18 protein-coding genes are annotated in these 20,996 nt (G+C 34.8%); 9 read left to right on the top strand and 9 right to left on the bottom strand.

Features of this window, described 5'->3' with window-relative positions; translation table 11 throughout:
- The first annotated feature begins 180 nt into the window (after nucleotides 1-180).
- The 5 genes from QYS47_RS03915 (at nucleotide 181) to QYS47_RS03895 (ending at nucleotide 6,441) form a co-directional block, all read left to right on the top strand.
- Nucleotides 181-444, top strand: a complete 264-nt coding sequence (locus tag QYS47_RS03915) for a hypothetical protein (protein WP_302127777.1) — start codon at nucleotides 181-183, stop codon at nucleotides 442-444.
- Nucleotides 445-1,274: 830 nt separating this feature from the next.
- Nucleotides 1,275-1,742, top strand: coding sequence for an Lrp/AsnC ligand binding domain-containing protein (locus tag QYS47_RS03910; protein WP_322347790.1), 468 nt, complete (start codon nucleotides 1,275-1,277; stop codon nucleotides 1,740-1,742).
- A gap of 3 nt (nucleotides 1,743-1,745) precedes the next feature.
- Nucleotides 1,746-2,552, top strand: a complete 807-nt coding sequence (gene lgt, locus QYS47_RS03905; protein ID WP_302127778.1) for a prolipoprotein diacylglyceryl transferase — start codon at nucleotides 1,746-1,748, stop codon at nucleotides 2,550-2,552.
- Between the two features lie 70 nt (nucleotides 2,553-2,622).
- Nucleotides 2,623-5,487: an excinuclease ABC subunit UvrA gene (gene uvrA, locus QYS47_RS03900; RefSeq protein ID WP_322347789.1), complete on the top strand. Its 2,865-nt coding sequence runs from the start codon at nucleotides 2,623-2,625 to the stop codon at nucleotides 5,485-5,487.
- Nucleotides 5,488-5,538: 51 nt separating this feature from the next.
- Nucleotides 5,539-6,441, top strand: coding sequence for a bile acid:sodium symporter family protein (locus QYS47_RS03895; protein WP_302127779.1), 903 nt, complete (start codon nucleotides 5,539-5,541; stop codon nucleotides 6,439-6,441).
- On the opposite strand, the gene QYS47_RS03890 is transcribed toward QYS47_RS03895, so the two are convergent.
- From QYS47_RS03890 to QYS47_RS03855, 8 genes are all read right to left on the bottom strand, one after another.
- Nucleotides 6,442-6,684, bottom strand: coding sequence for a DUF4834 domain-containing protein (locus QYS47_RS03890; protein WP_322347788.1), 243 nt, complete (start codon nucleotides 6,682-6,684; stop codon nucleotides 6,442-6,444). It lies immediately after the preceding gene.
- A gap of 108 nt (nucleotides 6,685-6,792) precedes the next feature.
- Nucleotides 6,793-9,606: a carbamoyl-phosphate synthase large subunit gene (carB, locus tag QYS47_RS03885; protein ID WP_308357689.1), complete on the bottom strand. Its 2,814-nt coding sequence runs from the start codon at nucleotides 9,604-9,606 to the stop codon at nucleotides 6,793-6,795.
- Nucleotides 9,607-9,680: 74 nt separating this feature from the next.
- A complete protein-coding gene (locus tag QYS47_RS03880; protein WP_322347787.1) occupies nucleotides 9,681-10,283 on the bottom strand; it encodes a class I SAM-dependent methyltransferase in 603 nt (200 codons plus the stop codon).
- Nucleotides 10,276-11,115, bottom strand: a complete 840-nt coding sequence (locus QYS47_RS03875; protein ID WP_302103431.1) for a hypothetical protein — start codon at nucleotides 11,113-11,115, stop codon at nucleotides 10,276-10,278. Before QYS47_RS03875 ends, QYS47_RS03880 begins: the two co-directional genes overlap by 8 nt.
- 121 nt (nucleotides 11,116-11,236) lie before the next feature.
- Nucleotides 11,237-11,587, bottom strand: coding sequence for a 50S ribosomal protein L19 (gene rplS, locus QYS47_RS03870; protein ID WP_308357691.1), 351 nt, complete (start codon nucleotides 11,585-11,587; stop codon nucleotides 11,237-11,239).
- Between the two features lie 102 nt (nucleotides 11,588-11,689).
- On the bottom strand, nucleotides 11,690-12,370 hold the full coding sequence (gene trmD, locus QYS47_RS03865) for a tRNA (guanosine(37)-N1)-methyltransferase TrmD (protein ID WP_302127784.1): 681 nt from the start codon (nucleotides 12,368-12,370) through the stop codon (nucleotides 11,690-11,692).
- Entirely contained in the window at nucleotides 12,360-12,896 is a 537-nt protein-coding gene (rimM, locus tag QYS47_RS03860; protein ID WP_308357692.1) for a ribosome maturation factor RimM, read from the bottom strand. The genes trmD and rimM overlap by 11 nt, the downstream gene beginning before the upstream one ends.
- 12 nt (nucleotides 12,897-12,908) lie before the next feature.
- The gene (locus tag QYS47_RS03855) at nucleotides 12,909-13,505 is read right to left on the bottom strand and encodes a 30S ribosomal protein S16 (RefSeq protein WP_308357693.1); all 597 of its coding nucleotides are present in this window, start codon (nucleotides 13,503-13,505) and stop codon (nucleotides 12,909-12,911) included.
- Nucleotides 13,506-14,111: 606 nt separating this feature from the next.
- On the opposite strand from QYS47_RS03855, the gene QYS47_RS03850 reads away from it, so the two are divergent.
- From QYS47_RS03850 to lpdA, 4 genes are read left to right on the top strand one after another with little or no spacing between them, the layout of a single operon-like run.
- Nucleotides 14,112-16,850 carry a 2-oxoglutarate dehydrogenase E1 component gene (locus QYS47_RS03850; protein WP_308357694.1) on the top strand — a complete coding sequence of 913 codons (2,739 nt, stop codon included), beginning with the start codon at nucleotides 14,112-14,114 and terminating at the stop codon, nucleotides 16,848-16,850.
- 27 nt (nucleotides 16,851-16,877) lie between these two features.
- Entirely contained in the window at nucleotides 16,878-18,461 is a 1,584-nt protein-coding gene (gene odhB, locus QYS47_RS03845) for a 2-oxoglutarate dehydrogenase complex dihydrolipoyllysine-residue succinyltransferase (protein WP_322347786.1), read from the top strand.
- A 51-nt stretch (nucleotides 18,462-18,512) separates the two neighbouring features.
- Entirely contained in the window at nucleotides 18,513-18,863 is a 351-nt protein-coding gene (locus QYS47_RS03840; protein WP_302103428.1) for a four helix bundle protein, read from the top strand.
- A 46-nt stretch (nucleotides 18,864-18,909) separates the two neighbouring features.
- Nucleotides 18,910-20,313, top strand: a complete 1,404-nt coding sequence (gene lpdA, locus QYS47_RS03835) for a dihydrolipoyl dehydrogenase (RefSeq protein ID WP_322347785.1) — start codon at nucleotides 18,910-18,912, stop codon at nucleotides 20,311-20,313.
- A 63-nt stretch (nucleotides 20,314-20,376) separates the two neighbouring features.
- Here lpdA and QYS47_RS03830 read toward each other — a convergent pair whose 3' ends face one another.
- Nucleotides 20,377-20,982, bottom strand: a complete 606-nt coding sequence (locus QYS47_RS03830) for a YkgJ family cysteine cluster protein (protein ID WP_322347784.1) — start codon at nucleotides 20,980-20,982, stop codon at nucleotides 20,377-20,379.
- Nucleotides 20,983-20,996 lie beyond the last annotated feature (14 nt).

The raw sequence follows: 20,996 nt of genomic DNA, 5'->3' as shown, positions 1-20,996 counted from the left end.
AACATCCTACTAATAATATATTTCAATAATTTCATGAAATATTACATATGTAATATGAGATTTCTATCCTAGAATTAGAGGAATTAATACCCTATTTGTTGCACTTAACCGATAATTAATAGAATTAATTTGAATTTAAGATTTATTAAACGAGATTTAACTTAAATAAAATAGGGAATCATGCACACAGCCGTATCAAAAAAAGAAAATATAATTGATAAATTCAGCAGCTTAATTGATTTAAGTGGTGGGAACAGTTCTGAATGGAAAATTGGAATAGCTTCCATTGAACGAGCATCACTTCTTAACGTTAAAGACGAAATATCTTTCCAAAAAGTACAAATTGATGAGGCAAAAGAAATCTTATTTCATTTCATTGCTCAAGGAGTTCAGACTTGTAATATGAGCAAATCTAATTATAACGGAATATATCTATACAGATAAAAGCTGTAAGGGAAGGATTCGAACCTTCAAGAAGCAGTTAGGCTACAGATCCCACGATAAACTACTTTGGGATACATAAATTATCGTGAAACAGCTGTGCTTTATCCCAAACCTTCACCCCCGAGACAGGAGGGCATGTTTGCCAATTCCATCACCCTACAGTGTAATAGCTTAAGTTAACGACAAGTACAAAAGATTGTACTTGTCAAATAACCACGCTTAATAAAAGTTAACCTTTCAACTCTGATCACTAGAGATTTCAACAATCAAATTGATAAAATACAAAGCTCTTCATTGCATTTTGCTGTAAGGGGAGGATTCGAACCTCCAAAGAGCAGTTAGACTACAGATTTCACGATAAACTACTTTGAGATTCCCAAAAGGAAATTATCGTGAAACAACTGTGCTTTATCCCAAACCTCCACCCCCGAGACAGGAGGGCATGTTTGCCAATTCCATCACCTTACAATTTATTTTAATAAAAAGTAAACCGTTTATACTTTTTGCTGTAAAGGGAGGATTCGAACCTCCAAGGAGTAGTTAGGCTACAGTTTCCACGATAAACTACTTTGAGATTCCCAAAAGGAAATTATCGTGAAACGACTGTGCTTTATCCCAAATCTCCACCCCCGAGACAGGAGGGCATGTTTGCCAATTCCATCACTCTACAAAATTTATTCTGATCAGCACTTTTTGCCTTTCTGATATTTCAAAGGTAATAAAAAGATCAATTACTTAAATATTATTTAATAATATTTGATAATAAATACAGATTCAATAATTTTAGATGATATTTATTAATTTTTATGTAATTTATAATCACAAACCATATGGAAAATTATCAACTTGATAATACAGATTTAGCCATATTAAATATCCTAATGCAGGATGCGCGAAAACCCTACACTGAAGTAGCCGAAGAAGTATTTGTTTCTCCAGGGACTGTACATGTCAGAATGAGAAAGATGGAAAAACTAGGCTTAATTAAAAATTCTCAGCTACAAGTTGATTTGTCAAAACTAGGTTTGGATGTAACGGCATTTTTAGGAGTGTATCTCCAAAAAAGCTCTTTATACGATGATGTGGTAGCAGCCTTAAAGGAAATACCTGAAATAGTCGATTGCCATTATACTACAGGAGCATATTCTATGTTTGTAAAAATAGTTTGTAGAGACACCAATCACCTTAAAAACATATTACATGATTCAATTCAACCTATTTCCGGGATAGAAAGAACAGAGACTTTTATATCTTTGGAGGAAAGTATAAAAAGGCAAGTTCAACTAAATAAATCATAAATAATGCTCAACTACATTATCTGGAATCCTGACGGAATAGTATTTGATTTTGGTTTCTATCAATTAAGATGGTATTCCATTCTTTTCGGAATAGGATTTGTTTTAGGCTATCAATTCGTAAAATGGCGCTTTAAAAGAGATAATGTTGATACTAAACTACTAGATAATTTAGCTGTTTATTTAGTAATCGGAACAGTGATAGGAGCTCGGTTGGGGCATTGCATATTTTATGATTGGGAATATTATCAAAACCATCTTTTAGAAATTTTACTTCCTTTTCGATTCTCCCCTACTTTTGAGTTTATTGGATATCAAGGCTTAGCTAGTCATGGCGGTGGAGCTGGAGTTATTATAGCACTTATTATTTTCTCCTGGCAAAATAAAATCAGTAAAATATGGATGATTGACACTATTGCCTTGGTAGTCCCACTGGCTGGTGCTTCTATCCGCCTAGGCAACCTTATGAATTCAGAAATTATAGGTAAAGCCACGAATGTAAGTTGGGCATTTATTTTTAAACAAATAGATAACATTCCCCGACATCCAGCACAATTATATGAAGCTCTATCCTATCTCTTAATATTTGGAATTCTATTTTGGGTAGACAAAAAGCAGAAATATAAAAACGGATTTGTATTTGGTTTAATGCTTGTATTAGTATTCATTGCCCGTTTTTTCATTGAATTTGTGAAAGCTGATCAATCTGCATTCGAAGCGGATATGACATTAAATATGGGGCAATGGCTCAGTATTCCTTATTTTATTATAGGCTGGATATTTATTTATAGAGGAATCAAAAAATCTAATTAGAATTTATCTTTCCTAAAACGAAACAATCCTCTATGCTATTTTGTAAATTAGCAAGTTAGAAATTTAGAGGATGAGTTTAACAAAAGAAGCCAAAAATAATACACAAAACGCTACTACAGCAAGTCAGGAAGAGTTTATTGAAGTAATTGGTGCCAGAGAGCATAATTTAAAGAATATTGACATATCGATACCTCGAGATAAACTTGTAGTAGTTACAGGTATTAGCGGTAGTGGTAAATCAAGCTTAGCTTTTGATACAATTTATGCAGAGGGGCAAAGACGGTACATGGAAAGCTTTTCTGCCTATGCCCGTTCTTTTATTGGGAATATGGAAAGACCCGATGTTGACAAAATTAATGGACTATCCCCTGTTATTTCAATAGAACAAAAAACTACCTCTAAAAACCCAAGATCAACTGTCGGCACCCTAACCGAAATTTATGATTTCTTGAGGGTTTTGTATGCAAGAGCTGGAGAGGCTATTTCTTACAAAACGGGTAAGAAAATGCAGCGCCAGACTGAAGATCAAATTATTGAGCATCTAATAAGTGAATTCCCTGATGCAAAACTTAGCATTTTAGCTCCAGTTGTAAAAGGACGAAAAGGTCATTACAGAGAACTCTTTCAACAAATTAGAAAGATGGGCTTTACAAAAGCCCGTGTGGACGGAGTGATTCTAGAAATAGATGCTCGTATGCAGGTTGACCGATACAAAACCCATGATATCGAGATAGTGGTTGACCGTATTGTTGTAGATAAAAAAGATAAATATCGTATCACCCAATCTGTAAAAACAGCCTTAAAGCATGGTAATGGCATCATGATGGTGAGAGATACTGATGGAAATGTTCATCATTTCTCTCAAAACTTGATGGATCCTGAAACAGGTTTAGCTTATGACGAACCTGCTCCTAATAGTTTTTCATTTAACTCTCCTTATGGAGCCTGTCCGACTTGTAAAGGTTTAGGAGAATTAGAGAACATTACAAAAGAAACCGTTATTCCTAATCCTAAATTGAGCATTAGCAGGGGTGGAATCGCTCCTCTAGGTGAATATAGGGATATATGGATCTTTAAAAAGGTAGATGCTTTATTAAAGAATACGGATGTAAACCTCAGTACCCCAATCGAGAAATTTCCAGAAGAAGTATTAAATGTACTACTTTATGGGAGTAAAATGAAGGTTGAGGTTAATTCTAAAAAATATCCAGGCACAAAATGGAGTACTAGTTTCGAAGGAATTATTAAGTTTCTCCAAAAGCAGCAGGAAAGTGGGACAGATAAAATGCGTGACTGGCTTGAAGAATATACCGTCATTCAGAAATGCCCTGACTGTAATGGTCTTAGGCTAAAAAAAGAATCACTTCACTTTCTGATTGATGGTAAAAACATCTCTGAATTAGCGTTAATGAGCATAGGAGATTTAGGGAATTGGTTTGAGGGGATTGAAAGTAGATTATCAGAAAAACAAAATCTGATTGGAGCTGAAGTATTAAAAGAAATCAGGAAGCGATTAGGTTTTATGCTTGATGTGGGGCTTGACTATTTATCCTTAGACCGACCTTTAAAAACACTCTCGGGTGGAGAAGCACAAAGAATAAGACTTGCCACACAGATAGGAACTCAATTAGTAGGCGTTCTTTATATTTTAGACGAACCTAGTATTGGATTACACCAGAGAGATAATACAAAGCTTATAGCTGCTCTGCAAGACCTAAGAGACCTAGGGAATACTGTTATGGTAGTCGAACATGATAAAGATATGATGCTGGCATCAGACTTTATATTAGATATTGGGCCAGGAGCCGGCAGACATGGCGGAAAGATTGTTGCAGCAGGTAATCCTGATGAATTCTTAAAACAAAACAGTAAAACCGCTAAATACCTAAAAGAAGAATTAGCCATTGAAATCCCAAAGGAAAGAAGAAAAGGAAATGGCAAGAAACTTCAATTAAAAGGAGCCAAAGGAAATAACCTTAAAAATGTTAATGTAGACTTCCCTTTAGGAACGATGATGTGCGTTACGGGTGTGTCAGGTAGTGGTAAATCTACTCTGATACATGATACCCTCTACCGTATTTTGAATCAGAAATTCTATCGATCTAAAAAAGATCCGATGGAACATGACTCAATCAAAGGATTAGAGCACTTAGACAAAGTAATTGAAGTAGATCAGTCCCCTATAGGCAGAACCCCAAGATCAAACCCGGCTACCTATACTGGAGTTTTTACTGACATAAGAGCATTATTTAGTAATCTTCCTGAAGCTAAAATTAGAGGTTACAAACCGGGTAGGTTCTCATTTAACGTAAAAGGAGGAAGATGTGAAACCTGTGAAGGAGCAGGAATGAAACTAATTGAAATGGACTTCTTGCCAGATGTTCACGTTCCTTGCGAAACCTGTAAAGGCAAAAGATATAATAGGGAAACCTTAGAAGTTCGATTTAAGGGTAAATCTATTTCGGATGTATTAGATATGACGGTTGAACAAGCAGTTGAGTTTTTTACTAATCAACCTAAAATCTTAAGAAAAATAAAGACATTATCAGAAGTTGGTTTAGGATACATTACGCTTGGCCAACATGCTACTACTCTTTCAGGGGGTGAAGCTCAAAGAGTAAAATTAGCCACTGAACTATCGAAAAAAGATACTGGAAATACATTCTATATTTTAGATGAACCGACAACAGGTCTCCATTTCCAAGATATTGAGCACCTTTTAACAGTTTTGCAAAAACTGGTTGATAAGGGAAATACTGTTCTAGTTATTGAACATAATATGGATGTGATAAAAGTGGCTGATTATCTAATTGATTTAGGGCCTGAAGGTGGAACTGGCGGTGGAAATATTGTATTCACAGGTACACCACAAAAAATTATTAAATTAAAAAATAGCTACACAGGCAAATTTCTAAAAGCTGAATTGAAAGCTTGAATGTGATAATTTTTTCAAGGCCAGCATTATAAATTTTCATATATTCGCTTTATGAATATGGATGAAGTAACGCTTAATTTCAATAGCGAAAGCTTATTGTTGTTAAATTTTTTGTTGGGCTTTATCATGTTTGGTGTTGCACTAGACTTGAGAGTGGAAGATTTTAAAAGAGTTCTTTTAAACCCTAAAGCATCATTAGTTGGGCTGATTTCTCAGTGGGTTATCTTACCCATCATAACGTTAATCCTTATTTTTATTTTTGAGCCAAGCCCTAGTATGGCACTAGGAATGATTCTGGTAGCCTGCTGTCCTGGCGGTAATATTAGTAATTTTATCAGCAAATTAGCTGGAGGCGATGCAGCGTTATCAGTTAGTTTAACAGCATTAACCACTTCAGCTGCTATTTTCATGACACCATTTAGCTTTGCTTTTTGGTCATCATTTATATCAAGTGCTGAAAGTTTAAAGAGCAGCATTTCCCTTAATGTATGGGATATGTTTTCAACCATTTTATATCTCATTTTAATACCTGTGGTATTAGGAGTTAGCTTTGCTAAATATAAACCCCAGATTGCAAACAAAATCAGAAAGCCCGTGAACATCCTTTCAATTGTTATTTTTGCTGCTTTTGTTGTGATTGCTTTTATGAAAAACGCCAATTATTTCATTGAATTCATTCACATCATTTTTGTAATTGTTTTATTCCATAATGGCTTAGCATTCTTAAGTGGCTATTGGATGGGGAAATTAAGTGGATTAGAAGAAAAAGAAAGAAAGGCCATTTCTATTGAAACTGGAATACAAAATTCAGGTCTTGGCCTTGTTTTAATTTTCAACTTTTTTGATGGTATAGGTGGAATGGCGATAATTGCAGGTTGGTGGGGAATATGGCATATTATTGCCGGGCTTACCATCGCTTTTATTTGGTCAGGAAGAAAAGTATTTGCTCAGTAATTATACTTCTTCGTAATCTACATATTCACCACCCTTAAAATTACCTCCGGATCTTTTACCCTTTTGGTTAGGGATATGATCTATATGAACTCCATCTTTAGTGGTTCTTCCTTTATTATTTTGCTGATATTGTCTTTCCTGGGCAGCTTTTGCTGTTCTTCCTAAAAATAATCTGAATATAAATCCTCCTATCTTGAAAAATAAGTATCCAATTAAAAAGAGAATTAATAAAAACTTAAACATATTTCTTTTTCTAAGGCTATTGCCAAAATTAGTACATTACTATAAAAAACAACAAATTCCTTTAGCTAAGGTTCCTGCTAAGCCAAAGGAATTTGCTATTAATATTTACTATCTACTTAAGTAAAGGTTTCGTTCTGATACAATTTTAAGGAAATAATCATCCATTAAATCATCAATAAAATAGATTGATTCCCCGGTTGATTTCATTTCTGGACCTAATTCCTTATTCACATTCGGGAATTTATTGAAGGAGAATATTGGCTCTTTAATAGCGTATCCTTTCTTCGTTGGATTAAATTTAAAATCTTTCACTTTCTTTTCACCCAACATCACCTTAGTAGCATAATTTACATAAGGCTCATTATAAGCCTTGCAAATAAATGGAACGGTTCTGGAAGCTCTCGGATTTGCCTCAATTATATAAACTGTATCATTCTTAATTGCAAACTGAATATTGATCAAACCTTTAGTCTCTAGTGCTAAGGCAATCTTTTTAGTGTAATTTTCAATTTGTGTGATGATTAAATCTCCCAAATTATAAGGAGGCAATACAGCATATGAATCACCAGAGTGAATCCCGGCCGGTTCCACATGTTGCATTATCCCAATGATGTAAACATCTTCACCATCACAAATTGCATCAGCTTCCGCTTCAATAGCACCATCCAAGAAATGATCTAACAATACTTTATTACCTGGAATGTCTCTTAAAACATCTACAACATGTTCTTCCAACTCCTGCTCATTGATCACAATCTTCATTCCTTGTCCACCCAATACGTATGATGGCCTTACGAGCATAGGAAACCCAATATCCTTAGAAACCTCAAGAGCATTATCTGCATCTTCCACTACGGTGAATTTAGGATACGGAATATCATTATCAGCTAACAACTTAGAGAATGAACCTCTATCTTCTGCTAGATCTAAGGCTTCATAAGAAGTCCCTATGATTTTGATACCATAACGGTTTAGTTTCTCAGCTAATTTAAGAGCTGTTTGACCTCCTAATTGAACAATTACACCTTCAGGCTTTTCATGAAGGATAATGTCATAAATATGTTCCCAGAATACAGGTTCGAAATATAATTTATCAGCAGTATCAAAATCGGTTGAAACTGTTTCAGGATTACAGTTGATCATGATAGTTTCATAACCGCATTCTTTAGCGGCCAATACACCATGAACACATGAATAATCGAATTCAATTCCCTGACCAATTCTATTTGGTCCAGAACCTAAAATGATGATTTTCTTTTTATCGCTGGATTCAGATTCATTCTCTTCCTGGAAAGTAGAGTAATAATAAGGCGTTTGGGCTTCAAACTCTGCAGCACAAGTATCAACCAATTTATAAACTCGCTTGATTCCCATCTCCTCCCTTTTCTTATAGACTTCACTTTCAAGGCACCTTACCAAATGGGCAATTTGTCTGTCAGCATAGCCCTTCTGCTTCACTTCGAGCATCAACTCTTTCGGAAGGTTTTCTATATGATATTTCTCAACCTCTTTCTCAAGCACTAATAGCTCCTCAATTTGCTCTAAGAACCATTTGTCAATTTTGGTAAGTTTTTGTATTGTTTTGAAAGGGATTCCCAATTTAAAGGCATCATATATATGGAATAATCTATTCCAGCTTGGGTTTTCTAAACTGTAAAGAATTTCATCCTGCTTTCTTAATTCTTTCCCATCGGCTCCCAGTCCATTTCTTTTTATCTCTAAAGACTGACAAGCTTTTTGTAGGGCCTCTTGGAAATTCCTTCCAATCCCCATAGTTTCCCCTACTGATTTCATCGAAAAACCTAATCTTCTATCAGAGCCAGGGAATTTATCAAAGTTCCATCTTGGCACTTTCACGATCACATAGTCTAATGATGGCTCAAAAAATGCAGAAGTATTTTTTGTAATTTGATTTTTTAATTCATGTAAATCATAACCGATTGCCAATTTAGCTGCAATTTTTGCAATTGGATAACCAGTTGCTTTTGAAGCCAAAGCCGATGATCTTGAAACCCTAGGATTAATTTCAATACCGATTATATCATCATTTTCAGGATTAACTGCAAACTGTACATTACACCCTCCAGCAAAATTACCTATGCCTTTAATCATTTTGATGGCCAGGTTTCTCATTTCTTGGAAAACTGTATCAGGTAAAGTTTGAGCAGGTGCAACCGTAATGGAATCTCCAGTATGAATTCCCATTGGATCGAAATTCTCTACCGAACATATCACAATTACATTCCCAATATTATCTCTTAGAATTTCTAATTCATATTCTTTCCAACCTAAAATACTCTGTTCAATTAGGACTTCATGTATTGGAGAGGCATGTAAACCATCTTTAAGAGCATTATCAAATTCTGCGGGATCTTTTACAATAGCCCCACCTAATCCACCAAGCGTAAAAGATGATCTTAATACTAATGGAAAGCCTATTTTCTGTGCGATTTCTTTTCCTTGTAAGAAAGAAGTAGCAGTCTCTCCTCTACAAACTCCTACACCAAGCTCTTCCATCTTCAAACGGAATAACTCTCTATTTTCAGTAGTGTCAATGGCATCCACATCAACACCTAACATTTTTACTCCGTATTTTTTCCAAACCCCTGATTTATCACATTCTATAGCGAGGTTTAAGGCAGTTTGACCTCCCATAGTGGGTAATACTGCATCAATATCATGCTTTTCAAGAATTTCAACTATTGATTTCTTAGTAAGCGGTTTAAGGTAAATATTATCTGCTGTAACCTCATCCGTCATAATAGTTGCCGGATTGGAGTTAATTAAGGTTACTTCTATTCCCTCCTCTCTTAAAGATCTTGATGCTTGAGAACCGGAGTAATCGAATTCGCAAGCTTGACCAATGATAATAGGACCTGAACCGATGATAAGAACTGACTTGATGCTGTTGTCTTTAGGCATGAGATTTTTATTTGTGTTGGGCTAAATAAATTGGGCAAAATTAAGATGATAATTCCGAAATCGAAAGGAGTTCGTCATTCAATCTTTTGATAAATTTTGGATTCTATCATAGAATGGAAAAAAGAGGCTTTTGATTTCAAAATAAAATCATGCTTTTTAAAAATGGTATCAAAATCGGGTAGTTTTGATGTGCTTAAACCTGTGACCAAATTAAAAAACCAATACATTAGCTTCACTAAAACTTTTTGCCATATCTTTTTGGGGTAAAAATCTGTATGAATCCAGACTGTAGCTGTATGATTAATAGCTTCAATCTTTGAGAATATAATCTCTAACTCATTTTCTTTAAAGCAATCTAGTATAAAAGGAGTGATAACGTAGTCATAATGCTGAATAGAATGAAAATTTAAAATATCTGCATTAATAAATTTAACTTCAGCATTAGTTCTTACCTTTTTAGCTTTTTCAATCATTTTAGATGACAGCTCAACATAGCTTATTTTGTGAGTATTATCAAAGCCCTTTAATAATTGCCCGCTGCCCCCACCTATTATTATAATCGAGCTATTTTGAGATATATCCTTCAAGAAGTGTTGAGCTGCATTTTCTAGTTGATCTTTGAAAACTATTTTTTTCAAAGCATCATAAATCCCAGCAATGCGATTGAAATTAGCCATCGATTAAAAGAATTTCTAATATTGGTAATACAAAAACTATATCACCTATTACCCTATACCATTCTTCTTGTCGTAGAACAATCTCCTTACTTAACACCATTGCTAATACGGATGCCATGAAAATAAACATCGCTTGGTAATCTAAAAGCTCCTCCGCTTTAAATAATAAAAAGGATGATGACCAAATGAGGACAAAAGCAAACAATAAAAATAAAATGACTCTTCTTGAAAAATCAGCTCCTTTAATGGTAGCAAATGAATTAAAACCATTTTGCTTATCCGTTTTATACTCAATCATATTAAACAGTATCAAATTAATACTTGCCAGAATAAAAAGCTGCAACCAAAAGTAAATTAAGATAAGCGGGATTTCTTGTATATAAGAAAAGGTAGGAAGGCATATACCTGAAGCATAAACTAGTGCAATGAACCATTCTTTTGCCCAGATTGCAGTTTTTTGAATGAAATGAACATAAATCAAATAGCAAAAGACTACAAATCCTAAAGCTAATCCATAGCCAATTAGATAGGGTTTTAAACTTTGTAAAATAAAAATTAAAACCATAGTTACCACCGCAATTAAGCCAAATATATACGGAGCATTTTTATGATGAATAGCATGTCGTAGGAATACGTCTTTCGATTTGAGCTTTCTGGCATCCAACAAATGATCAATAGTATAAATTAGCCACACAGTGAGACCAAGGGCTAAAATTGCTTCGGTAGGGATATCTGCATTAAAGTAATTTCCAATCCATCGAGCGCTGATTACAGCACCTGCAACCACATCTAAACTGAAGGCTCTTATGTATTGATAAAACTTAGCAAACATCAGTGTAAAAATAGAATAAATCTAAGAATTTATTCACTTAATCGTTTTAAATATGATCCTAATCGAAAAAAAAAGGCGATTATGTTTCCATAATCGCCTCTTGTATGTTGAATGTAAATCCTTAGATTTTTTCTTTAATTCTAGCAGATTTACCCTTTCTACCTCTTAAGTAGTATAATTTTGCTCTTCTAACTGAACCTCTTCTTACCACTTCGATTTTATCGATAGCAGGAGAGATTAAAGGAAAAATTCTTTCAACACCAATTCCACTAGAAATTTTTCTTACAGTGAAAGTAACAGAGTTACCAGAACCTCTTTTTTGAATTACAGTTCCTTGGTATTGCTGAATACGCTCTTTATTTCCTTCTTTAATTCTTACGTGAACATTCACTGTGTCCCCTGCTTTAAATTCAGGAAACTTGCTTACTGCTTCGTGATATTCTTTTTCAATTTCTTTGATCAAATCGCTCATGGCTCTTTCTTTTTTCCGATAATGGTTTCGGTTCTATATCCCGAAAAATGGAGTGCAAATATAAGGATAATTTTATTCTTTGCATCTCATATTAATATTTTTTTATTCTTTTTTCAATAAATCTGGCCTTCGTTCCTCAGTTCTTTTTACAGCTTGCTCAAAACGCCACTTTTCAATGTTGGCAGCATGACCGGAAAGAAGCACATCTGGAACTTTCAATCCTTTAAATTCCGCTGGTCTACTGTACACTGGCGGTGCTAATAATCCATCCTGATAGGAATCTGTTAAGGCTGAGGTTTCATCTGACAGTACTCCAGGAATTAACCTGATCACCGCATCAGTTACTACCGCTGCAGCTAACTCCCCTCCAGAAATCACATAATCGCCAATACTAATTTCACGAGTAATATAATGCTCTCTTACACGCTCATCAACTCCTTTATAGTGACCACACAATATAAGTAAGTTGCCTTTTAAGGCTAACTCATTAGCGATAGGTTGACTAAACTGTTCACCATCAGGACTCATATAGATTATCTCATCATACGCATGTTGAGATTTAAGGTCATCAATGGCAGCAGCAATAGGCTCAATTTGCAAAACCATTCCTGCTCCACCACCATAAGCATAATCGTCAATACTTCTCTGCTTATGGGTTGAATATTGTCTTAAATCATGCACATAAATTTGAGCTAATCCTTTTTCTTGAGCTCTTTTAAGTATACTATCAGAAAATGGACCCTCTAATAATTTGGGCAAGCAAGTGATTATATCAATCCTCATTTTCTTCTAAATATAACTCTAGTAAACCTTCAGGCAAATTCACTTCTATGCTTGATTCTTCTCTATTGACATTAAGAATTACATCATCATTAATAGGGATCAAAACTTCTTTCCCCTGATATTCCATACCTATTAAATCTTGATGACCTGCTTCAAACACCTCCTTAACAATCCCTAACTCACCTTTCTGTACATCGAAAACCTTAAATCCATCAATCTCATGAAAATAAAATTGATTGCCAGTTAATTCAGGTAATTGTGTTAGTGGCAAATGAAGCGTTGATCCTCTTAAATTTAAGGCTGATTCCTTGCTGTCAATATCATCAAACTTTACTAAGGCTTCTTTATTTTTTAATTGAATACGCTCAATAAAAAATGGAACCAACTTTCCATTTTGTGATAGAAAGACTGATTCCATTTCCGCATAATCCTCTGGATAATCAGTATCCAAAGAGATATATAATTCTCCTTTTAAACCATGAGGCTTCAATACCATACCTAACTGAAAGCATTGGTCAAGCTTCATGGGGAAATTATTTTAATCTTCTTTTTTCTCTTCTGAGTTTTCTTCAGATGCTTCAGCTTTTGGAGCCTCTTCAGTAGCAGCCTCATCAGCCGGTGCTTCTTCAGTTGCCTCCTCTGCTGGAGCTTCAGCAGCTTTCGCTTCAGCCTCAGCTTCTTCTTGACGCTTACGGATTGCTTCCGCTCTTGCCTCATTAACTTTAGCTTCTGCTTCTAATCTTGCTTTCTTCTCAGCTGCTGTTTTATCAGCAATAGATTTTTCTTTTCCTTCGATAGCTGCTTGTTTATCCTTTAACCAAGCCTCTAGTTTTTTGTCAGCTTCTTCTTGAGTTAAAGCACCTTTTATCACACCAATTTGTAAATGCTTTTTATAAAGCAATCCACGGTATGATAGCATAGCTCTAACTGTATCAGTAGGCTGAGCACCATTCATTAACCACTGAAAAGCCTTGTCGTTGTCAAGCTCGATAGCTGCAACAGGCGTATTTGGGTTATAAGTACCTATTTTTTCAATAAAGCGACCATCACGTGGTGCACGGGCGTCAGCTACGACTACATCGTATATCGCCAGTTTTTTACGGCCTCTTCTGGCCAATCTAATTTTTACTGCCATTTTCTATTTTATTTAGCAATTACGAAGGATCACGTCCCTCTTTTATATTTGGAGTGCAAAGGTATATAATTTTCTGAAAAGAAACACAAGTTTAGTAATTTTTAAAAATTAGTTATAATCTGTAGGAACTTAATAATCAATAAGTTAATGAGTTTATGCTAAAATTCTCAAATAAAATTAGTGTTTTCAAAATCCTTTGAATCAGCTTCTTTCCCACCTTCTAAGCTTTTCAACGATTCATTTACGATGAGTAAATCTAAGTTTGAGTCTTTCCTGATTACATTAAAACAATAAATTACCGCAAATCCATTCCTAAATCACAATTCGCGATACCAAAATATTCAAAATATAGATAATATTAACTCTTTTAAAGTCTTTTGAAATGACTACTAATTATAAACGACCAAAGCCTATTGCCTATTAAAACTTTGCACAATCTAGATCTACATTAAGTAATTGCCAATTTTTAAAACACCAAGTGTATTAAGACCGTTATTAGTGCCAACATATTTGAAAATCAATTGATTCCGCTTAATCGCATAAGCAATTTTAATAGTTTTTCATAAGTGTTTATATTTGCTTATCAATAAATAAAACAATTCCATAATGGATAAATACACCTATATAGCCAATGCACATGGCAATTATATCGAGGAACTTTATCAATCATATAAAAATGATCCTGAATCAGTAGATGATTCATGGCAAAAGTTCTTTGAAGGTTTTGAATTTTCTCAACAAGATTTTGGTGGAAATGGCGAAGCTACAGATTTAAAGGTCTCTTCAAAAGAAACTCATGTTCGTAATCTGATACAGGCATACAGAATGAGAGGTCATTTGAAATCTAAAACCAATCCGGTTAGAGAAAGAAGACCGCATGATGCTAGAATAAGCTTAGAAGAATTCGACCTTAAAAAGGAGGATTTGAACGAGAAATTCTCAATTGGACAAGAAATAGGAATCGGTAAAGCTAGCTTAAAAGAAATAGTTGATGCCTTAGATAAAATATATATTGGTTCCATAGGGTTCGAATATATGCATATACGTGATCCAAAAATCGTGGATTGGTTTATTGATAAAGCTGAAAAATCAAAAGGTGACTATCAGCCTCAATTAGAAGAAAAGAAAAGAATTTTATCAAAACTAAATGAAGCAGTTGTCTTTGAAAACTTCCTGCATACAAAATTCTTAGGTCAGAAAAGATTCTCACTTGAAGGTGGAGAGAACACCATCCCATTTTTAGATAAAGTTATTAATAGATCTTCTGAATTGGGTACGAAAGAGGTAGTAATCGGGATGGCTCACAGAGGTAGGTTAAATGTTTTAGCTAACATTATGAATAAAACCTACGAGCAAATTTTCGCGGAGTTTGAAGGAAACACAGATCCTGATCTTACTATGGGAGATGGAGATGTAAAATATCATATGGGGTATTCAAGTCATTTAGAAACTACAAGTGGCAAAAAAACTTATGTTAAATTAACACCTAACCCTTCTCACCTTGAAGCTGTAAATTCCGTTGTTTTAGGATACACTCGAGCACAAATTGATGACGAATACAATGACAATGCAGATGCAGCAGTTCCAATTTTAATCCATGGAGATGCAGCTGTTGCCGGACAAGGAATAGTTTATGAAACTACTCAAATGTCATTATTGGAAGGGTATTCTACTGGAGGAACCATCCATTTAGTAATCAATAATCAAGTAGGTTTTACGACTGATTATGACGATGCACGTTCATCAATCTATTGTACAGATATTGCTAAAATGATTGATGCTCCTGTATTACACGTAAATGGCGATGATGCAGAAGCAGTAAATTTTGCCGCAAATTTAGCAGTTGAATACAGACAAAAATTCCATAAAGATATCTTCATCGATTTATTATGCTACAGAAGACATGGACATAATGAAAGTGATGAACCTAAATTTACTCAGCCTAAACTTTACAATAAAATTGCAAAGCATGCCAACCCTAGAGAGGTTTATGTAAAGAAATTGACTGAAAGAGGTGATTTAGACAATGATTCAATCAAAAAACTTGAAAAGGATTTCAAAAAGCAACTTCAAGATCGATTGAATGAGGTTAAACAAAAGCCATTACCTTATAAACCTCAAAAAATAGAAGAAGAATGGAAACAGCTAAGAAGAGCTAAATCTGACGATTTTTTAGCATCTCCAGACACTTCTATCTCTCAAGAATTGGTTGACAAAATTGGAAAAGCTTTAACAAGTCTACCAAAAGGTTTCAAACCTCTTAAGCAAATTGATAAATTATTTAAGGATAGAAAGAAGAATTTCTTTGATGAGAAAATGTTAAACTGGGCTGATGCAGAATTATTAGCTTATGGTTCCTTACTATCTGAAAATACTATCGTTAGAATGTCTGGTCAGGATGTGAAAAGAGGAACTTTCTCTCACAGACATTCTTATGTTTTTGATGCAGAAACAAACGAACCTTATTGCAATCTTGATCATATTGAAGAAAATCAACAGCAGAAATTCAAAATCTTTAACTCTTTATTATCAGAATTTGGCGTATTAGGTTTTGAATATGGTTATGCCATGGCTACTCCAAATGCATTAGTCATTTGGGAAGCACAATTTGGTGACTTTGCAAATGGTGCTCAAGTAATGATTGATCAATTCATCACTTCAGCAGAAAGTAAATGGCAGAGAATGAATGGTCTTGTAATGCTTCTTCCGCATGGTTATGAAGGACAAGGACCGGAACACTCGAATGCTAGACCTGAAAGGTTCTTACAATTAGCAGCAGAGGAAAACTTAGTAGTAACCAATATTACTACTCCGGCAAACTTGTTCCATATGTTTAGAAGACAGGTAAAATGGGAGTTTAGAAAACCATTGGTTCAATTTGCTCCAAAATCATTACTACGTCATCCGAAAGTAATTTCTCCAATATCAGAATTCACTGATGGTAAATTCAGAGAAATTTATGAAGATGATTATGTAACAAATAAAAACGTAAAAAGAGTATTGTTGTGTACTGGTAAAGTATATTATGACCTTTTAGAAAAGCAACAAGCTGATAAACGTAAAGATGTTGCCATCATAAGAATAGAGCAACTACACCCATTCCCGATGAATCAAATCGATAAAGCATTGAAGAAATTCAAAGATCCTGAAATATTCTGGGTACAAGAAGAGCCTTCAAATATGGGATATTGGACTTATATGCTAAGAACTATTGCGAATAAAGCAGGCTTGCAGTTGATTTCACGAAAATCTAGTGCATCTCCAGCTACAGGATATGCAAAAGTACATAAGGCAGAACAAGAAGCATTAGTTGAAAAAGCTTTTGATTTAGATAATAAGAAATAAAATTTTTTAAGATAGAATTCAGAAAACATGAGTTTAGAAATAAAAGTACCTGAAGTAGGCGAATCAATCACTGAAGTTACCATAGCATCATGGTTAAAGAAAGATGGTGATTATGTTGAACAAGATGAAATTATTGCAGAATTAGAATCTGATAAAGCAACATTCGAACTACCCGCTGAAGTGTCTGGCGTTTTAAAAATAAAAGCCGAAGAAGATGAAACCATCGAAGTAGGGGCTGTAATTTGTGAGATTGATGAAAATGCTGAAGGTTCGGGATCTAAATCAGAAGATAAGGCTGAATCGAAAGAAGAAGAAAAGTCAGAACCAAAATCTGATAGTAGTAATTCTTCTTCAGGCAGCGGTCCTAAAAAGACAGGTGAAGTTCATGAAATGGTAGTTCCTACTGTGGGAGAATCTATCACAGAAGTTACCATTAGTTCATGGTTAAAGTCTGATGGTGATTATGTAGAGATGGATGAAGTAATCGCTGAAGTAGAGTCTGATAAAGCTACTTTTGAATTACCAGCAGAAGCTAACGGATTCTTGAAAATTGTTGCTCAGGAAGATGATACCATCGAAATAGGTGCTACTATTTGTAAAATCGAAGTAACTGAAGGAGGTGCTCCTAGCGACTCTTCTTCTGAAAGTAGTTCATCTTCAAGTGAATCATCATCAAGTGGTCAGGAAGATGGAAAAGAAACTTATGCAACAGGACATGCCTCTCCCGCTGCCGCAAAAATATTGAAGGAGAAAGGTATTGATCCAGCAAACATAAAAGGAACGGGTAAGGACGGTCGCATCACAAAAGAAGATGCGGAAAATGCAGAAAAGCAGCAGTCTAAACCATCACCTCAAAAAGAAAAAGCTGAAGACAAAATTGAAACTCAGAGTGTTCCAGCTTCATCAGAAGCAAGAGCTCAGAACAGAGAGAAAATGTCGAGCTTACGTAAGACTGTCGCAAGAAGATTGGTAAGCGTTAAGAATGAAACGGCTATGTTAACCACTTTTAACGAGGTGGATATGAAGCCAATCATGGACTTACGTAAAAAATACAAAGAGCAATTTAAAGAGAAATATGAAGTAGGCTTAGGCTTTATGTCATTCTTTACAAAAGCTTGTACTATGGCTCTAAAAGAATGGCCAGCGGTTAATGCTCAAATTGATGGTAATGAAATGGTATATTCGGACTATGTAGATATGTCAATTGCTGTATCATCTCCAAAAGGTTTAGTAGTTCCTGTAATTAGAAATGCAGAGAAACTATCTTTCAATGAAATTGAAGGAGAAGTAGTAAGACTAGCTAAAAAAGCTAGAGACGGTAAATTGAGCATAGAGGAAATGAGCGGAGGTACCTTCACCATCACTAATGGTGGTATTTTTGGCTCAATGCTTTCTACTCCTATAATTAACGCTCCTCAATCAGCAATTCTGGGTATGCATAATATTGTAGAAAGACCAGTTGCAATTAATGGGCAAGTGGAAATCAGGCCTATTATGTATGTAGCCTTAAGCTATGATCACAGAATTATTGATGGAAAAGAGTCAGTAAGCTTCTTGGTAAGAGTAAAAGAGTTACTTGAAGATCCAACTAGATTATTGTTGGGAGTTTAACGCTTTGATATCAAAAGTACAGAGATATAAGTACAAAGTATTGAGAATAAAATGCATAAATTTCAAGATCTTCAAATATGGAAACAGTCAATGAATCTTGCTGAAATTATTTATAAAATAACATCAGCTTTTCCTAATGAAGAAAAATTTGGACTAACATCCCAAATGAAGAGAAGTGCGGTATCAATCCCTTCTAATATAGCTGAAGGTGCTGGTAGAAATAACCCTAAAGAATTTTATCAATTCTTAGGAATTGCTTTGGGATCTCTAGCAGAACTAGAAACTCAAAGCAATCTTTCTAACCGACTTTCATATATTAATGAAAAGAGTTTTGAAGAAATAATAGAAAGAATAAGTGAAATAAGAAGAATGACTTACTCTTTACAACAAAAACTGATTTAAAACCCTGTACTTTGTACTTAGTACTTAGTACCTAAAATAAAAAGAAATGTCAAAATACGATGTAACAGTAATTGGTTCTGGTCCTGGTGGTTATGTGGCAGCTATCAGATGCGCACAACTAGGCATGAAAACAGCCATTATTGAAAAATATAATACTTTAGGAGGAACTTGTCTTAATGTTGGATGTATCCCATCAAAAGCATTGTTAGATTCTTCAGAGCATTACCATAATGCTGAAACTACTTTTAAAGAGCACGGGATAAACCTGAGCAACCTGAAAGTAGATATTAAGCAGATGATCAACCGCAAAGCAGATGTTGTGAAACAAAATGTAGACGGTATTGCCTTCTTAATGAAGAAAAATAAAATTGATGTACATACTGGTGTTGGATCATTTAAAGATAAAAACACTGTTGTAGTCACAAAGTCAGATGGCAAAACGGAAGAACTCAGCACTGACAAAGTAATTATTGCAACAGGCTCAAAACCTATAGAGTTGCCATTTGCTAAATTTGATAAGAAAAGAATTATCAGCAGTACTGAGGCTTTAGAGTTAAAGGAAGTGCCTAAACATATGATTCTTATCGGGGGTGGTGTAATCGGCTTAGAATTAGGCTCAGTGTATAAAAGAATTGGTGCGGATGTTACTGTATTAGAATTTGCTGACAGCCTTATTCCTACTATGGATGGAAGCATGGGGAAAGAAATGAAGAAGAGCATGAAAAAGCTCGGAATGGATGTAAAGCTAAAACATAAAGTAACTAAAGTTGAAAATAAAGGAAAAGAAGTAGAAGTTACTTTTGAGACAGATAAAGGAAAAGAAGAGACTATCAAAGGAGACTATTGCTTAGTGGCAGTGGGTCGGAAACCTTATACAGATGGGTTAAATCTTGAGGCTGCTGGCCTAAAAACTGATGATAAAGGTAAAATTTCAGTTGATGATAATCTCAAAACTGAAGTTGATAACATCTATGCAATTGGTGATGTCGTAAGAGGTGCTATGCTCGCACATAAAGCTGAAGAAGAAGGCGTTTTTGTAGCTGAAACTATGGCCGGACAAAAACCTCACATTCATTACAAATTAATTCCTAATGTAGTATACACTTGGCCAGAAGTTGCGGGTGTTGGCTACACTGAAGAAGAATTAAAGGATGAGGGAAGAAAGTATAAAACTGGCTCATTCCCATATAAAGCATTAGGTAGAGCTCGCGCTAGTATGGATTTGGAAGGTTTAGTTAAAGTAATCGCTGATAAAAATACCGATGAAATATTAGGTATCCATATTATTGGAGCTAGAGCGGCTGATATGATTGCTGCTGGTGTAACTGCTATGGAATATAGAGCTTCCGCTGAAGATGTTTCTCGTATGTCTCATGCACACCCTACATATATGGAAGCAGTTAAGGAGGCTTGCCTAGCCGCAACAGATAATAGACCTATTCATATGTAAAATAGGCTTTGCAGTTTTAAAAAATCCCGATAAAACTATCGGGATTTTTTTATTTTGAATCTTTTAAGCTGCTCCTTTGCCTGAAGAATAAGGTCGATAGGCATAATATTGCATCACAGTTTCTAATGCTATTTTAATAGCCTTATTTATGGGTAATATATCCCTGGCTAACTGAAAATCTATTTGCATTAATTTCTGATAGTATTCAGTAAACACAGGTACTTTTACATTATTTTTCAATAAAACGATAGCTTTAGTATAATTTTCAATCTGGCCATCTTTTATCAATTTGCAAGTTAATAATCTTAGTTCTCCGTACTTATCTCGGTTTGCGCCATAGCCAAACAATCTACAAATTAATCCTCTGTAAGGATATTCACTGCAACTGCCTTGGTTTTGATCTAGAATTGACAACGGACTATAAACTATGCAGTTTAAGGATTGATTATTTTCAAGCTTATCATAAAATTCTTGTGCTCGGCCAGTTTTAAACCAATGAAAAGCAAGTGGCAAAAACTCCAGTGGACTTGCCTCTATATCTTGTTTATTACAGCATTTCCCACATGAAGAATAACAATATATTCCCGTAAAACTTTTAAAACGGGATATCTCCTGATCGAGGCTATTGAATAATTTTTCAACCGCCTCAACTTTTTGTTTGATGGTCATATTTTGAACACAAA

The sequence above is a fragment of the Marivirga arenosa genome, from assembly GCF_030503875.2.
Classification (GTDB): domain Bacteria; phylum Bacteroidota; class Bacteroidia; order Cytophagales; family Cyclobacteriaceae; genus Marivirga; species Marivirga arenosa.
This window is presented reverse-complemented; position numbering and strand designations above follow the sequence as displayed.

Bases quoted from the DNA above. Each gene is read 5' to 3' on its own strand.
- QYS47_RS03910 (WP_322347790.1), top strand. From the start codon at position 1,275: ATGGAAAATTATCAACTTGATAATACAGATTTAGCCATATTAAATATC.
- QYS47_RS03850 (WP_308357694.1), top strand. From the start codon at position 14,112: ATGGATAAATACACCTATATAGCCAATGCACATGGCAATTATATCGAG.
- rplS (WP_308357691.1), bottom strand. From the start codon at position 11,587: ATGAGCGATTTGATCAAAGAAATTGAAAAAGAATATCACGAAGCAGTA.
- QYS47_RS03840 (WP_302103428.1), top strand. From the start codon at position 18,513: ATGCATAAATTTCAAGATCTTCAAATATGGAAACAGTCAATGAATCTT.
- QYS47_RS03875 (WP_302103431.1), bottom strand. From the start codon at position 11,115: ATGTTTGCTAAGTTTTATCAATACATAAGAGCCTTCAGTTTAGATGTG.
- QYS47_RS03915 (WP_302127777.1), top strand. From the start codon at position 181: ATGCACACAGCCGTATCAAAAAAAGAAAATATAATTGATAAATTCAGC.
- uvrA (WP_322347789.1), top strand. From the start codon at position 2,623: ATGAGTTTAACAAAAGAAGCCAAAAATAATACACAAAACGCTACTACA.
- carB (WP_308357689.1), bottom strand. From the start codon at position 9,606: ATGCCTAAAGACAACAGCATCAAGTCAGTTCTTATCATCGGTTCAGGT.
- QYS47_RS03895 (WP_302127779.1), top strand. From the start codon at position 5,539: ATGAATATGGATGAAGTAACGCTTAATTTCAATAGCGAAAGCTTATTG.
- QYS47_RS03830 (WP_322347784.1), bottom strand. From the start codon at position 20,982: ATGACCATCAAACAAAAAGTTGAGGCGGTTGAAAAATTATTCAATAGC.
- rimM (WP_308357692.1), bottom strand. From the start codon at position 12,896: ATGAAGCTTGACCAATGCTTTCAGTTAGGTATGGTATTGAAGCCTCAT.
- QYS47_RS03880 (WP_322347787.1), bottom strand. From the start codon at position 10,283: ATGGCTAATTTCAATCGCATTGCTGGGATTTATGATGCTTTGAAAAAA.
- QYS47_RS03890 (WP_322347788.1), bottom strand. From the start codon at position 6,684: ATGTTTAAGTTTTTATTAATTCTCTTTTTAATTGGATACTTATTTTTC.
- trmD (WP_302127784.1), bottom strand. From the start codon at position 12,370: ATGAGGATTGATATAATCACTTGCTTGCCCAAATTATTAGAGGGTCCA.
- lpdA (WP_322347785.1), top strand. From the start codon at position 18,910: ATGTCAAAATACGATGTAACAGTAATTGGTTCTGGTCCTGGTGGTTAT.
- QYS47_RS03855 (WP_308357693.1), bottom strand. From the start codon at position 13,505: ATGGCAGTAAAAATTAGATTGGCCAGAAGAGGCCGTAAAAAACTGGCG.
- lgt (WP_302127778.1), top strand. From the start codon at position 1,746: ATGCTCAACTACATTATCTGGAATCCTGACGGAATAGTATTTGATTTT.
- odhB (WP_322347786.1), top strand. From the start codon at position 16,878: ATGAGTTTAGAAATAAAAGTACCTGAAGTAGGCGAATCAATCACTGAA.